The sequence below is a fragment of the Marinobacter halophilus genome, assembly GCF_003007685.1.
In the GTDB taxonomy this organism is placed as follows: Bacteria; Pseudomonadota; Gammaproteobacteria; order Pseudomonadales; family Oleiphilaceae; genus Marinobacter; species Marinobacter halophilus.
Genome location: NZ_PXNN01000011.1, coordinates 267,073 through 282,780 on the forward strand (window position 1 = coordinate 267,073; position 15,708 = coordinate 282,780).

Below are 15,708 nucleotides of genomic sequence, written 5' to 3' on the forward strand. Positions count from 1 at the left end.
AATTACAACCAGCTGTAGAGGCGGCCGGGATTGAACAGGCCGTCCGGATCAAACGAGTTTTTTACCCGGCGCTGAATTGTTTTCAACGGCTCAGGCTGGGCGTGCATCACTTCGCCGGTGCGGTCGCCGCCCCGGAACAGGCTGACCTGGCCACCGGCGGCTCTGGCCAGGGGTTCCAGATCACTCAGTGTGGCCTCACCCCGATACCAGCGCTGAGCGCCGGCCCAGTCCAGCAACCACGGGCCTTCAAGCGCGGGCATAGCCGCGGCGGAACCTACCGAGAACCGCCAGAGCGGAGCCGCGCTGTCCTTGAAAAAGTCATGCTGTTGATCACGCACCTGCTGCCAGAACTGGTCACCCTGCGCCATCACCTCACCCGACCACTTCTCGGCCGTGGCCTCCACTGCCGAATGGGCTCCGGCCAGGCGCAGATATACCTTGCCATCCACCCAACAGGCCCCCGTGATGGGCTTGGGTTCACCGGCGCGCTGATTCATGTAGTGGATCACCTCGTCCAGGGCCATGTCCTGCATCAGGGTAACGGTGGTGGCGGGTTTCGGCATGACTTTCAGGCTGATCTCGGTGATCACACCCAGAGTGCCCATGGCGCCGGCCTGCAGGCGAGACACGTCATAGCCGGCGACGTTCTTCAAAACCTGGCCGCCAAAGCGCAGATGTTCACCCTTGCCGTTGAGCAGGCGAACGCCCAACACCTGATCCCGCACCGAGCCGCTCCAGGGCCGCGCCGGGCCAGACAGGTTGCAGGCCAGGATGCCACCGATGGTGGACCCGTCACCAAACCGGGGTGGCTCAAAATGCAGGCATTGGCCATGTTCCGCCAGTGCCGTTTCGATGTCTTTCAGTGGCGTACCCGCTCGCACCGTCAGCACCAGTTCGACCGGGTGGTACTCGACAATGCCGGTGTGCCCGGTCAGGCTCAGGGTGCCAGCATCGGGACTGGCTGGTCGGCCCATAAAGGACTTGGTGCCACCGCCGACAATGTTGAGCGCCTGGCCGTTACTGCGAGCCTGGAGCACTTGCTCCTGTAGCTGTTGGATCTGATCAGCCATGGCTGGCGTCCACCTGTTCGTGCTTGTGTTGCTTGTGTTCGATGGACCGGTACTCCTGGCAGAACCGAAGTGTCGGCACACCCTTGCCCGGGTTCAGCATACCGGTCGGATCAAACGCGGCTTTTATGTCGTGGAACTGCTGCAGTTCGTTATCATTGAACTGCACCGCCATTTGCCGAATCTTCTCCACGCCAACGCCGTGTTCCCCGGTGATACAACCCCCGACCTCCACACACAGCTCAAGAATCCGACTGCCAAATGCCTCGGCGCTTTCTAACTCACCCGGCACATTGGCATCAAACAGAATCAGCGGATGCAGGTTGCCGTCGCCGGCGTGAAACACGTTGGCCACACGCAGGCCCGATTCTTCAGACATTTTTTCCATTTCCAGCAGCACACGGGCCAGATGCCGGCGCGGAATGGTGCCGTCCATGCAGTAATAATCCGGTGATATCCGCCCCACCGCCGGGAAGGCCGACTTGCGGCCCTTCCACAGCAGCGCGCGCTCTTCTTCGCTTTGAGAGGTGCGGATTGAGGTGGCACCGAGTTTGCGAAACACCGCCTCGGCCTCGGAGATATGTTGCTGCACTTCTTCTTCGGTGCCATCCACCTCGCACAGCAGCAGGGCCTTCGCCTCTCTAGGGTAGCCGGCGTGGCAGAAATCATCGGTCGCGATGATGGCGTGGCTGTCCATCATTTCCAGGCCGCCGGGGATGATGCCATGGGAGATGATGCCGCCCACCGCGTCGCCGGCTTTCTCGATGCTGTCGAAGCCGGCAATGATCACCTGGGCCACTTCCGGCTTAGGCAGCAGTTTCACTTTCACCTCGGTGACCACGCCCAACAGTCCTTCGGAGCCAGTGATCAGCGCCAGCAGGTCCATACCGCCGCTGTCGAGGCCGTCGCTGCCGAGAGTTACCCGGTCACCTTCTGCGGTAATCATCTCGACGCTCAGAATATTGTGAACCGTCAAGCCATATTTGAGGCAGTGCACGCCACCGGCATTTTCGGCGACGTTACCGCCGATCGAGCAGGCTATCTGGGATGAGGGGTCCGGGCCATAATACAGCCCGTATTGTGCTGCCTCTTCACTGATTGCCAGGTTGCGAACACCCGGCTGAAGTCGCGCCGTTCGGGCCAGTGGGTCAATCTCGAGAATGCGATCGAAACGCGCCAGCGACAACACCACACCGTCTTTGTGCGGCATAGCCCCGGCGCACAGACCGGTGCCTGCGCCGCGCGCCACAACGGGAATATTGTGCTCGTGGCAAATACACATGACACGCTGCACGTGGGCAACTGTTTCCGGCAATACCACCAGCATGGGCTGCTCGCGATACATTGCCAAGCCATCGCATTCATAGGGCCTCATGGTTTCGTCATCGCTGATGACAAAGGCGGGATCAATGAATTGCCTGAACGTATCCGCCAGCTGTTCACGGCTTATTGTTGATTTATCAGTCATAGCGTTTCCAGCAACTTGCTAGCGACATAGAACCCTATACTCGTCATCCCTGCCGGCATCGTCCATCTTTTTACCAACTGGTCCGACCAGTTTCTTGTAACGCATCGGTATCGTAAACTGAGCGTTCAACCCGGAAACTGGTCAGGCCATTATCGTCATGGGCATTGCAAACCAAGTTGCGTACAAGCTGGAGCATCTGATTCTGGACGGCGGGCTCGCCCCCGGCCAGAAGATTCCCTCCGAGCGACAGCTATCGGCCCGACTGGGCGTATCACGCTCTGCCGTTCGCGAGGCACTGCATGAACTGCAGGCCCGGGGAGTGATTGAAACCCGGCACGGTAAGGGCTCGTTTGTTGCCAGCATCGTCCCGGACGCCAGTGCCGAAACTTCCAATAGCCCGCTGATGCATCTCTACCAAGGCCACCCCCGAACGCTCTACGATCTGCTGGAAGTTCGCGAGCAGCTCGACGGCCAGGCGGCATATCTGGCAGCCCAGCGTGCCACGGATATGGATCGACACAAGCTGACCAAGGCTTTCACGGCACTGGAAAGCACCGACCCACTCAGCAATGCCCGGCCGGACCACGGCTTTCATCTGGCCATTGTGGAGGCTTCCCACAACCCGGTTTTGGTGCACATTCTCAGTGGGCTGAAGAACATGATGCTGCTGACGGTGCAGGCTGCGGTCTCCAACCTGAACCCAAGGCAAGACATGCGCAGCAAGATCATGCGCCAGCATCGGCAACTTTATGAGGCGATCATGGCGGCGAAGCCGGAACAGGCCCGCAAGATTGCCACGGCACATGTCCGCCAGGTCAGGCAAACCATGACAGAGATGGAGAAACGGGGAGACGAATTGCTGAGGGTGCCAGCGCCGGAAGAGTTGGAAAACCTGCTGACGGATCCAGCCAACCGTTAACCTGGCAAAATGCTTGCATTGATCATTGATTGCGCCAGAATGACATCAAGGCCCGCACGCCAACCGGGCTGTATGTGCTGCGAAATTCACCAAAACCCAACAAAGCGGTATTGATTTCCACGGCGACAGTCCGTAAAACATGCGCCTTTGTACGACAGCCCCCAGGAGTCACCCCATGGCGGAAACAGCGCCTCTGATTTGCAGGGACATCCACAAGACCTTTGACCAACTCGAAGTCCTCAAGGGCATCTCTCTGGAAACTCGCAAAGGCGATGTCATCTCCCTGATCGGCAGTTCGGGCTCAGGTAAAAGCACGTTCTTACGCTGCATCAACATGCTGGAAACGCCGACCTCTGGCGACATTATCGTGCACGGTGACCCAATAAGGTTCAAACACAACCGCAAAGGTCAGCGAGTACCCGCTGACAACCGCCAGGTCGAACGGATGCGGGCTCGGCTTTCGATGGTTTTTCAGAGCTTTAACCTGTGGTCCCACATGACCGTGCTGGAAAACATCATCGAAGCACCAATCAATGTACTCAAGGTTCCGAAAAAAGAAGCCATCGAGCGGGCAGAAGCCTACCTGAACAAAGTGGGTATCTACGAGCGCAAGGATTATTACCCGGCCCAGATGTCGGGCGGTCAGCAGCAGCGTGCGGCCATCGCCCGCGCCCTGGCCATGGAGCCGGAAGTAATGCTGTTTGATGAGCCCACCTCAGCGCTGGACCCGGAGCTGGTGGGCGAAGTATTGAAGGTTATGCAGAGTCTGGCCGAGGAAGGCCGTACCATGATCGTGGTCACCCACGAGATGGCTTTTGCCAGGGATGTGTCAACTCAGGTCCTGTTCTTGCATCAGGGCGTGATTGAGGAGCAGGGTTCGCCGGAAAAGGTCTTCGACCATCCGGAGTCCGAACGCATGCAGCAATTTCTTGCTCCCAAGTTCTGAATCCGGTGCTATCTTGAAACCGGTACCGGAACACAAAGCTTCCATCAAGAATAAAGCCGTACAGGCAAATCACTGGAGAAGTGACACATGAATAAACTGATTATTGCAGCAAGCTGTGCCCTGGCCATGATCGCGGGCACTGCCCAGGCCCAGGATCGCAACCTGAGGGTTGCTTTTGACATTCCTTACGAGCCATTCGAGTACCGTGATGAAAACGGTGAACTGACCGGTTTCGAAGTCGAACTGGCGACCGCCATGTGTGAAGAACTGAACGCTAACTGCGAATTCATCATCCAGGCCTGGGACGGCATGATTCCCGGCCTGCTGGCTCGCAAGTTCGACATCATCATGTCTTCCATGTCGATCACTCCCGAGCGCGCCGAGCGGGTGCTGTTCTCCGAGCCGTACTACATCACCCCGGGTGGCTGGTTTGGCCCTGAGTCTTTCAACACGGACGTCACCGATATGGACGCCATGAAAGGCAAGAACGTGGGCGTGCAGCGCGGCACCACCATGGACACCTACGTGACCGAGAACATGGGCGGCATAGTGTCCATCAAGCGCTACACCACGGCAGAAGACATGGTTCTGGACCTTGAAGGCCAGCGCCTGGACGCAGTCTTCGTCGACTACCCTGTAGGTGAGCAGACCATCATGAACCGCGACGGCTACAAAGAAGTCGGCGAGTCGGTAAAACTGGGTGAAGGCGTCGGCGTAGCCATGCGCAAGCGTGATGCCGATCTGGCTGAAGACATCAACGCCGCACTCAGGAAACTGAAAGAAGACGGCACCTACGATGCCATCATGGCCAAGTACTTCAATTACGACATCAAGATCTAACCCGACCCCGGGAGCGGCCATCAGGCTGCTCCCCGCTTTCCGGATATTCCCATGTTTGATCTGAAAGGCTACGGCCCGGCCCTCGCCGAGGGGGCGGTGGTTACCATCGAGCTGGCCTTCCTCTCGCTGGCCCTCGCGCTCACCCTGGGGCTGCTTGGCGCCAGTGCCAAACTCTCTGGCAACCGCGTGCTGATTGGCGTTGCCACGATTTACACCACGCTGATCCGAGGTGTACCGGACCTTGTGATGATGCTGCTGTTCTACTATGGCGGCCAGGTGGCGGTGAATGCGTTGTCAGACTATCTCTGGGAAACCCGTGAAATCGACTTTTTCTTTCAGTTTGATCCGTTCATTTCCGGTGTAGTGACGATCGGGCTGATTTTCGGTGCCTACATGACCGAGACCTTCCGCGGCGCCTTTCTGGCGGTCGACGCAGGTCAGATTGAAGCAGCCAAAGCCTATGGCTTTTCCCGCTGGCACACCTTTCGCCGGGTAATGATTCCGCAGATGCTGCGCCATGCCCTGCCCGGCATCGGCAACAACTGGCAGGTGTTGCTGAAAACCACGGCCCTGGTGTCGATTATCGGCCTGACCGATATGGTGCGGGTGGCCGAAGAAGCCGCCAAGGCCGAGCGCATGCCGTTCCACTTTTTCATTCCGGTGGCAGCGGTTTATCTGTTGCTGACGGCGGGTTCGGAGTTGTTCATCAAGTGGCTCGACAAGCGAGCCAATGTCGGCGTGGTTCGGGGGAATTGATCAATGCCTGATTTCATGGCCGAGTGGTTAAACGAGAACGATATCTTCAATGCCATGACGCTCATGGAATACTGGGGTGGCATGGTGACCACCGTGCAGCTGGTGTTCCTGTCGCTGGTGATCGGTCTGATTATTGCGGTGCCGCTGGCGATCCTGCGCACGGTGAGAAATCCGTTTGTGTCAGGTCCGATCTGGCTGTACACCTATCTGTTCCGGGGCACGCCGCTGCTGATTCAGCTTTACATTATTTACTATGGTGTGGCGCAGACTCCTGGCATTCATGAGACTTTCTGGTGGGTTATTTTCCGGGAGCCGTTCTACCCTGCTCTGCTGGCGTTTACGCTGAATACGGCGGCCTATACCACGGAGATTCTGCGGGGTGCGATTATTGCCACGCCCAATGGCGAGATTGAGGCGGCGAAGGCGTATGGCATGAGCTGGCTGTTGCGGATGCGCCGGATTATTCTGCCCAATGCGGCGCGGCGGGCGGTGCAGGCGTATTCGAATGAGGTGATTTTTATGCTGCATGCGAGTGCGATTGCCAGTGTGGTGACGATTATTGATCTGACCGGGGCGGCGCGGAATATTTACTCGCGGTTTTATGCGCCATTTGAGGCGTTTATTTTTGTGGCGCTGCTGTACATGGTACTGACGTTTATTCTGGTGTTTGCCTTCCGTAAGCTGGAAAATTATTTGTTGCGGCATCAAAGGCCGGCTAACTCCTGATACTTTGACGTTTCATTAACATTAAAGGTCTGGTGTAAGGCCAGCCGGCAGGGAGTGCCTTCCGGGAACCGCTACGAGCACATCCATGTGCGCTTCTCTCAGGCCATCCATGGCCTTCGAAATTCCCGGAAGGCACTCCCTGCCGTCTGACCCCGACCTCTCTACGGGGATTCCATGAACGCTCAAAATGACCTCTTCGAATCCCACCCTGACTGGCTGGCCCATACCCTCGCCAATGCCGGTGATGACCTCCCCGAAATCAAAACCCGGCTGCCTGATGGTACTCAGATTTCCCGCAAGGCCAACGGCGTGCTGTGGCTGACGCCGCCGACCGATCGGGACAACCCGAACGGCGAGGCGTTGATTATTTCGGCCGGCATTCATGGTAACGAGACCGCGCCGATTGAGGTGTTGAACAAGCTGGTGTCCGAGCTGCTGGCCGAGGTGTGGCAGTTGGCGTGTCCGCTGTTGCTGATGCTGGGCAATCCGCCCGCGATGAAGGCCGGTACCCGGTTTATGGACGTGAACATGAACCGGCTGTTTAACGGGGCCCATGGCAAAGCGGACTATGCGGCGTTGCCGGAGGCCCGGCGGGCGCGGTTTCTGGAGGAGATGTGCCGGCAGTTTGCGATGGTGCATCAGCCTCTCACGTTGGGTCATTATGATTTGCACACGGCGATCCGGCCGTCTAAGCGGGAGCGGTTTGCGCTGTATCCGTATGTGGAAGGGCGTTCGGTGCCGCCAGAGCAGTGCGCGTTTTTGCTGGAGGCGGAGGTGGAGACGCTGTTGCTGCAGCATAAGGAATCGACGGTGTTTTCGTCGTTCACGGCCGGGTTGTTGAAGGCGGAAAGTTTCACGGTTGAGCTGGGTAAAGTCGAGCCATTCGGGCGGAATGATTTCCGGCGGTTCCGGGGCATTGAGCGGGCGTTGCGGCGGCGGTTTGGTGGTCAGCCGGCACCGGCCGTTGAGCCACCGTTTGATCATCTGACGGTGTTTGAGGTGGTGCACGAGATTCTGAATACCGGGCCATCGTTCCGGTTTCATGTGCCGGACGAGGTGGCGAATTTTACCGAGTACCAGCCCGGCACGGTGATCTGGGAGGATGACCAGAGCTGTTACCGGGTGGGTACGGCGCCGGAGGCGATTGTATTCCCCAACCGGGAGGTCCCGGTGGGGCAAAGGGTTGGCCTGATGGTCAGGCCGGGGCGTTCTCGGGTTCGCTGACCGGCAGCTTGATCAGCTTGATGCAGACTGACGGGATCACCAGCAGCGTCAGCACGGTGGATGCCAGCAGGCCAGAGATGATGGCCCAGGCCATGGGTGGCCACAGCGTGGAGCTGGAGAATGCCAAAGGCAGCAAGCCAGCCACGGTGGTGGCGGTGGTTAGCAGGATGGGCCGGGTGCGGCGTTCAACCGCCGTGCGCACGGCATCGCGGATTGCCCTGCCCCTTTCCAGCTCCCGGTCCATTACATCCAGCAGTACGATGGCGTTGTTCACCACAATGCCCACCAGCGCAATCACCCCCAACAACGACTGAAAGCCGAAGGGTGAGCCGGACAGCACCAGGCCTGGGAAGATGCCGACGGTGGCCAGCGGCACCGTCAACAAGATAATCCCGACCCGCCGGAACGAGTTGAACTGCAACAGCAGGAAGAACAGCAGCAACAGCATGCCGATCGGCGCGGCGGTCAGCAGCGCGGTATTGGCATCACTGGAGCCTTCGGCGTCACCGCCCATTTCCAGCCGGGTACCGGCCGGTAAAGGCTGCTGCGCCATAGCGGCGTCGAGACCGTCGAGTACCTGACTGAAGCTGAAGCCGGTTGCCAGATTGGCGCTGACGGTGTTTACCCGCACGCCATTACGCAGGTATCTGGCGGCCGGCTCCCAGGTGGTTTCCACCGTGGCCACGGCCGACAACGGAATCGCATCGCCCTGATCGTTGTAGGTATTGACCGACAACAGTCGCGACAGTGACAGCGAAGTGCCTTCCCGTGAACGCAGAATTATGGGGATGGGGTCTGACTCCTGGCGATAGCGTTCAGCCACCGCGCCGAAACTCTGACCATACAGACTCTGGGCAACGTCAGCCCGGTTCAATCCATAGCGAGCGGCGGTTGCGTCGTCGACATTGATGGCGATGCTGGGCACGCCGATATCCACATCGTGGCGCACATCCACGGTGCCGGACACACCGCGTAGCAGGGCGAACACCTGCTCCGTTGCCCTTGCCCGGGCATCGTCATCGGCGTGATACACCCGCACTTCCACCGGTGCCGTCCGGGGTGGCCCCTGACCCAGAATGCCAACGGACAGCTCCACTTCTGGCAGACTGGCCGCCACTTCTTGCCGAATCCACGGGATCAGGTCATTGGTGTCATCCAGGGTCGGTGTCCGGACCACCAGGCGGGCCCGATTCGGTGCTTGCGGTGCCCGCTGCAGGTTGTAGTAGAAAGCCGGGCCGGCAAAGCCGACAAACCGGTGCACCTCTACGGCTTCCGGCCGTGTGCGTACCGCCCGCTCCAGGCGCTCGGTGACTTCGGCCGTACGGGCCTGATCGGTGCCCTCCGGCATGAAGAGCTCAACGATTACCCTGGGACGGTCGGCATTGGGGAAAAATTGCTGGGCCATGAAAGGTGTCATGCCCAGGCTCATGACCACCAGTAACGCACCCGCCAGAATCAAGCGCCCGGGATACCGGAACACCATCCCGCCCAGAAAACGGGCAAACCCCATCAGGCGGTCACCATGAACGCTCTTGCGGGGTTTGAGGAACCTTGCCGCCAGCAGTGGCACCGCCGAGATGGCCAGCAGATAACTGACCGACAGGGTCAGCATGATCATCACCGGCACGCCACGGGTAAAATCTGCAGCCCCACCCTTGGCCATCAGCAGGGGCGCAAAAGCGGCCAGGGTCGTTCCGGTAGAGGCACCGAGGGGGCCGGCCAGCTCACCGACGGCTTTTTGCAAGGCATCCAGCCGGCGCATGCCCTCATCCAGATGACCCTGAATGTTTTCGACGATCACGATGGCGTTGTCGATCAGAATCCCCAGCGAAATCACCATGCCGATCACCGCAATCTGGTGCAACACACCGCCGCCCAGGTCATACAGGCCGATGCTGATCAGCGCCACCATGGGCAGGATCGACGCCACCAACAGCCCCATGCGGATGCCCATGCCGGTGAACACCACCGCCACGATGATGAGTACCGACAGCACCAGACTCCAGGCCAGATTGACGAGGCGCTCAGAGACCTTGTCTGGTTGAAAGAACATTTCCCGGATTTCGTAGGGGCCGAACTCGGCCCGCACCTCCTCTACCCGTTCACGGATGCGCTGGCCAAAGCGGATGGCGTCGGTGCTGCCCTCCTCCATGATGACCGACAGCAACACCACCCGCTCACCATTGAACCAGGTTTCCGGCTGGCGTGGCTCCTGTGGCCCGCGCCAGACATCAGCAGCGGCGGCCAGGGGCACCTGGGAGCCATCAGGCAGCGCTATGGGGGTGGCGCGGATGGCATCGATATCGGCAAATTCGGTGTTGGGCAGCACCGACAAGCGTTTGCCGTCCACCACCACAAAGCCACCGGGGATGGTCTGGTTGCGCTGGGCCAGGGTTTCCAGCACGCGTTTCGGAGAAATGCCCAAACGGAACAGCGCGGCATCGTCCAGAGCCAGAGTGATCTGCTCATCGGCATCGCCCTCCAGTTCAATCCGGGAAATGCCCGGAATGTCCGAAAGGTTCTGCTTCAGACGCTCGGCGACCTTCGACAATTCGGTCACCGACGGTGAGCCACCCACCGCCAGCACCACCGCCGGAATGTCGATCAGGCGGTCATCCAGGGTCATCTGGCCAACGTCGTCAGGGAAATCCTGCCGCGCCCGCTCCATGGCCTGGCGCACCCGATCCCAGGCCGGATCGGTGTCGTAGATGTGGTCTCTGAGCTTGAGGCGAGACAGCGCCACGCCGGTGCGGGCGGTGCCAAAACTGAAATCCAGCTCTTCCACCTGGCGCAGCTCATCGGTCAACGGCCGCAACACCAGGCGCTCAACCGCTTCTGCGCTGGCACCGGGATAGCTGACGGTCACCATGCCGGCACGATACGGAAATGACGGATCTTCCTGCCGGGGCATGGTGCTGTAGGCCGCAATCCCCAACAGGCACAGCATGGTCACCACCATGCCCAGCAAACGTTGATAGTTCAGCAGTCGGCGGGTCATCAGCGAATCTCCACCGGATCACCGTCCACCAGGCGGGTGGTGCCGGCATAAACCACCAGATCTCCAGCACCAAGTTCACCCGGGTGCACCATCACCCGTTCGCCAATAACCCGATCGATTTTTATCGGTACCCGCCGGGCAATCGCGTCTTGCACGCGGAACACACTGGTACCGGAATCGTTACGAACCACCGCCAGCAGAGGCACGGTGATGGCCGAGGAACGCACCGGCGTAATGCCGACTTCTACCGGCTCACCCGAGCCCAGCGAATGCACCGGCAGGCTGACCAGCACCGGATGCAGCTCACCACGGATGGAGCTGCCCCGGGCAATCTCGATCACCGTGCCGGTTTCCGGCGCCCGGTTACGGTCCTGAACTGACCACACCGGCAGTTCCTGCCCTACCCGCACATGGCTCAGCAAATGCGCCGGCACCCGCACTTCCACTTCCCGCCCGAGCGGGGAAGACAATCGCATGACCGGCTGGCCGGCGGACACAAACTCGTCCCGCTCCACCAGCAGTGCTTCTACCTGGCCGGCAAACGGCGCCTTCAACACGCTCTCTTCCAGCAACCGGGTGGCTTCCGCCAGTGATGCCTCGGCGGTGGCCATGCTGGCCCGCAGGGAATCCCGGCGAGCGGCAATCTGTTCCAGATTCTGTTCCGAGACCACACCACGCTGATGCAGCCGGCTGGAGCGTTCCCACTCTCTCTGGGCCTGATCGAACTGGGTTCTCAGCTCTTCAATGCGCGCCAGGGCAGAATCCCGCGCGGGCTCCAGGGCCGGATTGTACAAGCGGGCAAGCACATCACCGGCCTTCACGTTCTGGCCCAGTTCGATGGGCCGCTCTTTCAGGGCACCGCTAACCTGAAACGTCAGGGTCGCCCGTTGGGCCGCACGTACGATGCCGGAGAACCGAAGCGGTATTTCTTCGATTTCGCCACCGGTAACCTCGGCCACGCGCACAGATACCGTTGCCTGATCCGGCGAATCGTCGGTACCACCACGGCAGCCGGATAACACCAGAGTAGCCAGAACAAGGCCGATGAGAGTAAATGGCGCAGCGCGCTTGATGAGAGACATGAGGTTCAGCCCCTTTCCCTGAACGTGTTGATTGTAGGATTCCGATCCATCGGAAGCCGCCGATTATTTTCAGACATAATGTCATTCTTTGACAAATTGTCAATAATCGGCTTTCATCCCCTTTCAGGTATCATGCAGTCATCGCACAGGAAGTCAGGAACACCATGAACGAGCCCCTGAAATCACGACGGGAACGGGAAAAACAGGCAAGGTATGACGCCATACTGGACGCCGCTGAGTTGGCCTTTGCCGAAAAAGGCTACGAGCGCACCTCCATGGACGACATTGCCCGCACCGCCAGCCTGAGCCGGGCGCTGCTGTACGTATACTTCAAAGACAAAGCCGCCATTCAGCGGGGCATCATGCTGCGGGCCGGGCAAAGCCTGGTGGACCGCTTCGAAAGTGCCCGCAGCACGGCCGACACCGGGCTGGCCCAGATCAAAGCCATGGGTGAGGCCTACTACCGCTTTTACATCGAGGCACCGGATTACTTCTCTGCGCTGACCAAGGCCTCCACGGCGATTGCTGACGCGGACGAACACCAGACCCGGGAAATGCTCTGTTCAAAGAACGAATTGATGACGCTGATGGAAGCTGCGATTCACCAGGGGCTGGAAGACGGCACCATGAGCCGTGAACGCATCCAATCGCCACGCCATACCGCACTCTACCTGCGCGGCGCGCTGCACGGCGTGATCATGCTGTGCCAATCGGAAGCCACCCAGACCTCCAGTTTTCCGGCCGACGCCCTGATCCGCCACAGCATGGATATGCTGACCCGCTCCATCGCCAGTTAACCGATTCTACCGATTACCGCTGAAAATCGTAGATGGAGCCCAGGCCCAGAATCCCGGTCAGTTCATCCAGCGCTTTACGCACGTCATCCAGCAACATCGGATCGGCCAGATCCTGCTGGCTGAGCTCATTGCGATAATGCGCATTCACCCAGCTGACCAGGCGGTCGTAAAGGGCATCGTTCAGGATAACGCCCCGGTTGATGGCCTGCAGCTCTTCATGGTTTAACACCACCCGCAAGCGCAGGCAGGCCGGGCCGCCGCCGTTTCTCATGGACTGCTTGACGTCAAACACTTCCACCGCAGTGATCGGACCGCCCGTCTTGACCAGATCATCAAGATAGCGGCTAACCGAAGCCACTTCCCGGCACTCACCGGGCACCGCCAGCAACATGCCATCAGGCGTATTCAGCAACTGGCTGTTGAACAGGTAGGAGGCGACCGCATCGCCCAGGGGCACCTCCGCTGAGGACACCCGGATCGCCTCCAGTTCCGCCCCGATCAGCCGGTCACGGAGCTCCGCCAGCACCCGGTCTTCGTCGAGAAACGCAAGCTGGTGATAGAACAGGCAGTTGCCATTACCCACCGCGATCACATCGTTGTGGAACACACCGGCATCAATGGCCGCCGGATTCTGCTGGGCGAACACCGCATGGCGATCGCTCAGGCCGTGCAGCCGGGCAATGGCCTGGGAGGCCTCCAGGGTCTGCCGGGCCGGGTATTTTGCCGGGGCCGGGGCCTGTTCGTTGAACGCCACCTGTCCGTACACAAACAACTCTACTCCAGGTTCACCGTAGCGGCTGCAAAAGCGGGTGTGGTTAGCCGCGCCTTCATCGCCGAAGTGACTGACCGAGGGCAAGGCCGGATGGTGAGCGAAGTAGCTTTCATCGGTGAATATCGACTTCAGCGCCCGCCCGGTAACCCGATGTTCAATGGCGCGATGAAACTTGGCACTCAGGTTGGCAGGGGTGAAGTGCACCCGATGATCCGCGGTATCGGTACTGGGCGACACCGTAGCCGCATTGGCGGTCCACATGGCAGACGCCGACGACACTGCGGCCAGAATGGACGGATCGGTGCTCGCCACGGCTTCCAGAATCTGGCGCTCGGTGCCCTCAAAGCCCAGCGCGCGCAGGGTCGGAATATGAGGCCGTTCGTGGGGCGGCAAAACGCCCTGAACATAGCCCCGGTCCGCCAGCTGCTTCATCTTGGCCAGGCCCTGCAGCGCGGCTTCTTTCGGATTGGCCACCGCGTTCACATTGGATTTGGACGCGACGTTGCCCCAGGACAAACCGGCGTAGTTATGGGTGGGGCCCACCAGCCCGTCAAAATTCGCTTCAACCGCGTGTTTCACCATAGCTGGCATTCCTGTCAGTCAAATTTCAGGCCCGGTGGCAGGTCTTCCGGCAGCTCGCTTTTGCTGGCCTCCAGTGACGCCATCGGCCAGGCGCAGTAGTCAGCCGCGTAATAGGCACTGGCCCGGTGATTGCCGCTGGCACCGATGCCGCCGAACGGCGCCGCGCTGCTGGCCCCTGTGAGCGGCCGGTTCCAGTTCACGATGCCGGCGCGAACCTCTTCCAGCAGCCGGGTATAGAGTTTGCGATCATCACTCAGAATACCGGCCGCCAAACCAAAGCGCGTGTCGTTGGCCAGCTCCAGGGCATCATCAAAGCTCTTGTAGCGGTACACCGTCAGCAGTGGCCCGAAGTATTCTTCATCGTCCAGCTCCATCCCGGTGGCGTCGACAATACCCGGCGACACCAGGCCGGTGCCCGGCTTCAGGTGTTTCATCTCAAGCAGGGAGTGGGCACCTTTGGCCAGCATGCCGGCATGCACCCGCAGCAACTGCTCGGCGGCCGCCACCGAGATCACCGCGCCCATAAACGGTTGCGGTTCGGCATCAAACTCGGCCACCTCAATGCGTGATGCCACCGCCACCAGACGCGCCAGAAACTCATCGCCCTTCTTGCCCTTGGGTACCAGCAGCCGGCGAGCGCAGGTGCAACGCTGGCCGGCTGACAGGAATGCGGATTGAATAGTGTGGTGCACGGCAGCGTCTACATCTGACACATTCTGGACAATCAGAGGGTTGTTGCCGCCCATCTCCAACGCCAGAATTTTCTCCGGCTGGCCGCCGAACTGCTCGTGCAGCTTATGACCCACATTGGAGCTGCCGGTGAAAAACAGCCCATCCACCATCCCGTGTCGCGCCAGGCATTTGCCGACATCGGCACCGCCCTGCACCAGGTTAATCACGCCATCCGGCAGGCCGGCTTTTTCCCAGAACCGGACCACCATTTCCGCCACGCCCGGAGTCAGTTCGCTGGGTTTGAACACCACGGTGTTGCCCGCCAGCAACGCCGGTACGATATGACCGTTGGGCAGATGCCCGGGAAAGTTGTAGGGCCCGAACACCGCCACCACGCCGTGGGGGCGATGACGCAACACGGCATGACCACCGGCCACATCGGATTCCGAATGCCCGGTGCGTTCGTTGTAGGCTTTGATCGAGATCGGGATCTTGCCGATCATCGCCGCCACTTCGGTGCGCGATTCCCACAGCGGCTTGCCGGTCTCCAGGCCAATCTGATGGGCCAGCGCTTCCTTGTTGGCTTCCAGCTGCTGCGCAAAGGCTTCAATCACCGCCTGGCGCTCGGCAAAACTCTTCCGGCGCCAACTGACAAACGCGGCACGCGCCTCCCGAACCGCGGCATCGACATCCTCCAGGCCTGCGCCATTGCCGTCCCAGACGGTCTCACCAGTCACCGGCTGAATCGATTCAAACGGCACCCCGTGGCCCTGGATCCACAGCCCGTCGATGTACAGATTGCCTGACAGGTTTGCCATGTCTTGTTACCTCCCGGATCGGAAAGACACCGGCACGGGCA

13 protein-coding genes are annotated in these 15,708 nt (G+C 60.1%); 7 read left to right on the forward strand and 6 right to left on the reverse strand.

Annotated features, from left to right (window positions below; genetic code table 11):
- Window positions 1-2: 2 nt before the first annotated feature.
- The gene (gene glcE, locus C7H08_RS07645; protein WP_106671147.1) at window positions 3-1,070 is read right to left on the reverse strand and encodes a glycolate oxidase subunit GlcE; all 1,068 of its coding nucleotides are present in this window, start codon (window positions 1,068-1,070) and stop codon (window positions 3-5) included.
- Entirely contained in the window at window positions 1,063-2,535 is a 1,473-nt protein-coding gene (locus tag C7H08_RS07650; protein WP_106671148.1) for an FAD-linked oxidase C-terminal domain-containing protein, read from the reverse strand. Before C7H08_RS07650 ends, glcE begins: the two co-directional genes overlap by 8 nt.
- A 157-nt stretch (window positions 2,536-2,692) precedes the next feature.
- On the opposite strand from C7H08_RS07650, the gene C7H08_RS07655 reads away from it, so the two are divergent.
- The 6 genes from C7H08_RS07655 to C7H08_RS07680 all read left to right on the forward strand — a co-directional run bounded on the left by C7H08_RS07655 (window position 2,693) and on the right by C7H08_RS07680 (window position 7,946).
- Window positions 2,693-3,454, forward strand: a complete 762-nt coding sequence (locus C7H08_RS07655) for an FCD domain-containing protein (RefSeq protein WP_106671149.1) — start codon at window positions 2,693-2,695, stop codon at window positions 3,452-3,454.
- A 175-nt stretch (window positions 3,455-3,629) separates the two neighbouring features.
- Window positions 3,630-4,400 carry an ABC transporter ATP-binding protein gene (locus tag C7H08_RS07660; protein ID WP_106671150.1) on the forward strand — a complete coding sequence of 257 codons (771 nt, stop codon included), beginning with the start codon at window positions 3,630-3,632 and terminating at the stop codon, window positions 4,398-4,400.
- 87 nt (window positions 4,401-4,487) lie between these two features.
- Window positions 4,488-5,240, forward strand: a complete 753-nt coding sequence (locus C7H08_RS07665; protein WP_106671151.1) for a transporter substrate-binding domain-containing protein — start codon at window positions 4,488-4,490, stop codon at window positions 5,238-5,240.
- 51 nt (window positions 5,241-5,291) lie between these two features.
- Window positions 5,292-5,996, forward strand: coding sequence for an ABC transporter permease (locus C7H08_RS07670; protein WP_106671152.1), 705 nt, complete (start codon window positions 5,292-5,294; stop codon window positions 5,994-5,996).
- Between the two features lie 3 nt (window positions 5,997-5,999).
- Window positions 6,000-6,722, forward strand: a complete 723-nt coding sequence (locus C7H08_RS07675) for an ABC transporter permease (protein WP_106671153.1) — start codon at window positions 6,000-6,002, stop codon at window positions 6,720-6,722.
- A gap of 174 nt (window positions 6,723-6,896) precedes the next feature.
- Window positions 6,897-7,946 carry a succinylglutamate desuccinylase gene (locus tag C7H08_RS07680; protein ID WP_106671154.1) on the forward strand — a complete coding sequence of 350 codons (1,050 nt, stop codon included), beginning with the start codon at window positions 6,897-6,899 and terminating at the stop codon, window positions 7,944-7,946.
- Here C7H08_RS07680 and C7H08_RS07685 read toward each other — a convergent pair.
- Complete coding sequence (locus C7H08_RS07685) at window positions 7,918-10,944, reverse strand: efflux RND transporter permease subunit (protein ID WP_106671155.1); 3,027 nt, start codon at window positions 10,942-10,944, stop codon at window positions 7,918-7,920. The two genes, C7H08_RS07680 and C7H08_RS07685, sit on opposite strands and share 29 nt — an antisense overlap.
- Complete coding sequence (locus C7H08_RS07690; RefSeq protein ID WP_106671156.1) at window positions 10,944-12,026, reverse strand: efflux RND transporter periplasmic adaptor subunit; 1,083 nt, start codon at window positions 12,024-12,026, stop codon at window positions 10,944-10,946. The genes C7H08_RS07685 and C7H08_RS07690 overlap by 1 nt, the downstream gene beginning before the upstream one ends.
- Window positions 12,027-12,190: 164 nt before the next feature.
- Between C7H08_RS07690 and C7H08_RS07695 the strand changes: the two genes are divergently transcribed.
- Window positions 12,191-12,823: a TetR/AcrR family transcriptional regulator gene (locus tag C7H08_RS07695; RefSeq protein WP_106671157.1), complete on the forward strand. Its 633-nt coding sequence runs from the start codon at window positions 12,191-12,193 to the stop codon at window positions 12,821-12,823.
- Window positions 12,824-12,836: 13 nt separating this feature from the next.
- Here the strand turns inward: C7H08_RS07695 and astB are convergent, their stop codons facing one another.
- Both astB and astD read right to left on the reverse strand, forming a co-directional pair.
- Window positions 12,837-14,177, reverse strand: a complete 1,341-nt coding sequence (astB, locus tag C7H08_RS07700; protein ID WP_106671158.1) for an N-succinylarginine dihydrolase — start codon at window positions 14,175-14,177, stop codon at window positions 12,837-12,839.
- 14 nt (window positions 14,178-14,191) lie between these two features.
- A complete protein-coding gene (gene astD, locus C7H08_RS07705; RefSeq protein ID WP_106671159.1) occupies window positions 14,192-15,667 on the reverse strand; it encodes a succinylglutamate-semialdehyde dehydrogenase in 1,476 nt (491 codons plus the stop codon).
- Window positions 15,668-15,708 lie beyond the last annotated feature (41 nt).

Excerpts from the sequence above, each read along its gene's own strand:
- C7H08_RS07675 (WP_106671153.1), top strand. The coding sequence starts at position 6,000 with ATGCCTGATTTCATGGCCGAGTGGTTAAACGAGAACGATATCTTCAAT.
- C7H08_RS07665 (WP_106671151.1), top strand. The coding sequence starts at position 4,488 with ATGAATAAACTGATTATTGCAGCAAGCTGTGCCCTGGCCATGATCGCG.
- C7H08_RS07660 (WP_106671150.1), top strand. The coding sequence starts at position 3,630 with ATGGCGGAAACAGCGCCTCTGATTTGCAGGGACATCCACAAGACCTTT.
- C7H08_RS07690 (WP_106671156.1), bottom strand. The coding sequence starts at position 12,026 with ATGTCTCTCATCAAGCGCGCTGCGCCATTTACTCTCATCGGCCTTGTT.
- C7H08_RS07655 (WP_106671149.1), top strand. The coding sequence starts at position 2,693 with ATGGGCATTGCAAACCAAGTTGCGTACAAGCTGGAGCATCTGATTCTG.
- astB (WP_106671158.1), bottom strand. The coding sequence starts at position 14,177 with ATGGTGAAACACGCGGTTGAAGCGAATTTTGACGGGCTGGTGGGCCCC.
- C7H08_RS07685 (WP_106671155.1), bottom strand. The coding sequence starts at position 10,944 with ATGACCCGCCGACTGCTGAACTATCAACGTTTGCTGGGCATGGTGGTG.
- C7H08_RS07670 (WP_106671152.1), top strand. The coding sequence starts at position 5,292 with ATGTTTGATCTGAAAGGCTACGGCCCGGCCCTCGCCGAGGGGGCGGTG.
- glcE (WP_106671147.1), bottom strand. The coding sequence starts at position 1,070 with ATGGCTGATCAGATCCAACAGCTACAGGAGCAAGTGCTCCAGGCTCGC.
- C7H08_RS07650 (WP_106671148.1), bottom strand. The coding sequence starts at position 2,535 with ATGACTGATAAATCAACAATAAGCCGTGAACAGCTGGCGGATACGTTC.
- C7H08_RS07680 (WP_106671154.1), top strand. The coding sequence starts at position 6,897 with ATGAACGCTCAAAATGACCTCTTCGAATCCCACCCTGACTGGCTGGCC.
- astD (WP_106671159.1), bottom strand. The coding sequence starts at position 15,667 with ATGGCAAACCTGTCAGGCAATCTGTACATCGACGGGCTGTGGATCCAG.
- C7H08_RS07695 (WP_106671157.1), top strand. The coding sequence starts at position 12,191 with ATGAACGAGCCCCTGAAATCACGACGGGAACGGGAAAAACAGGCAAGG.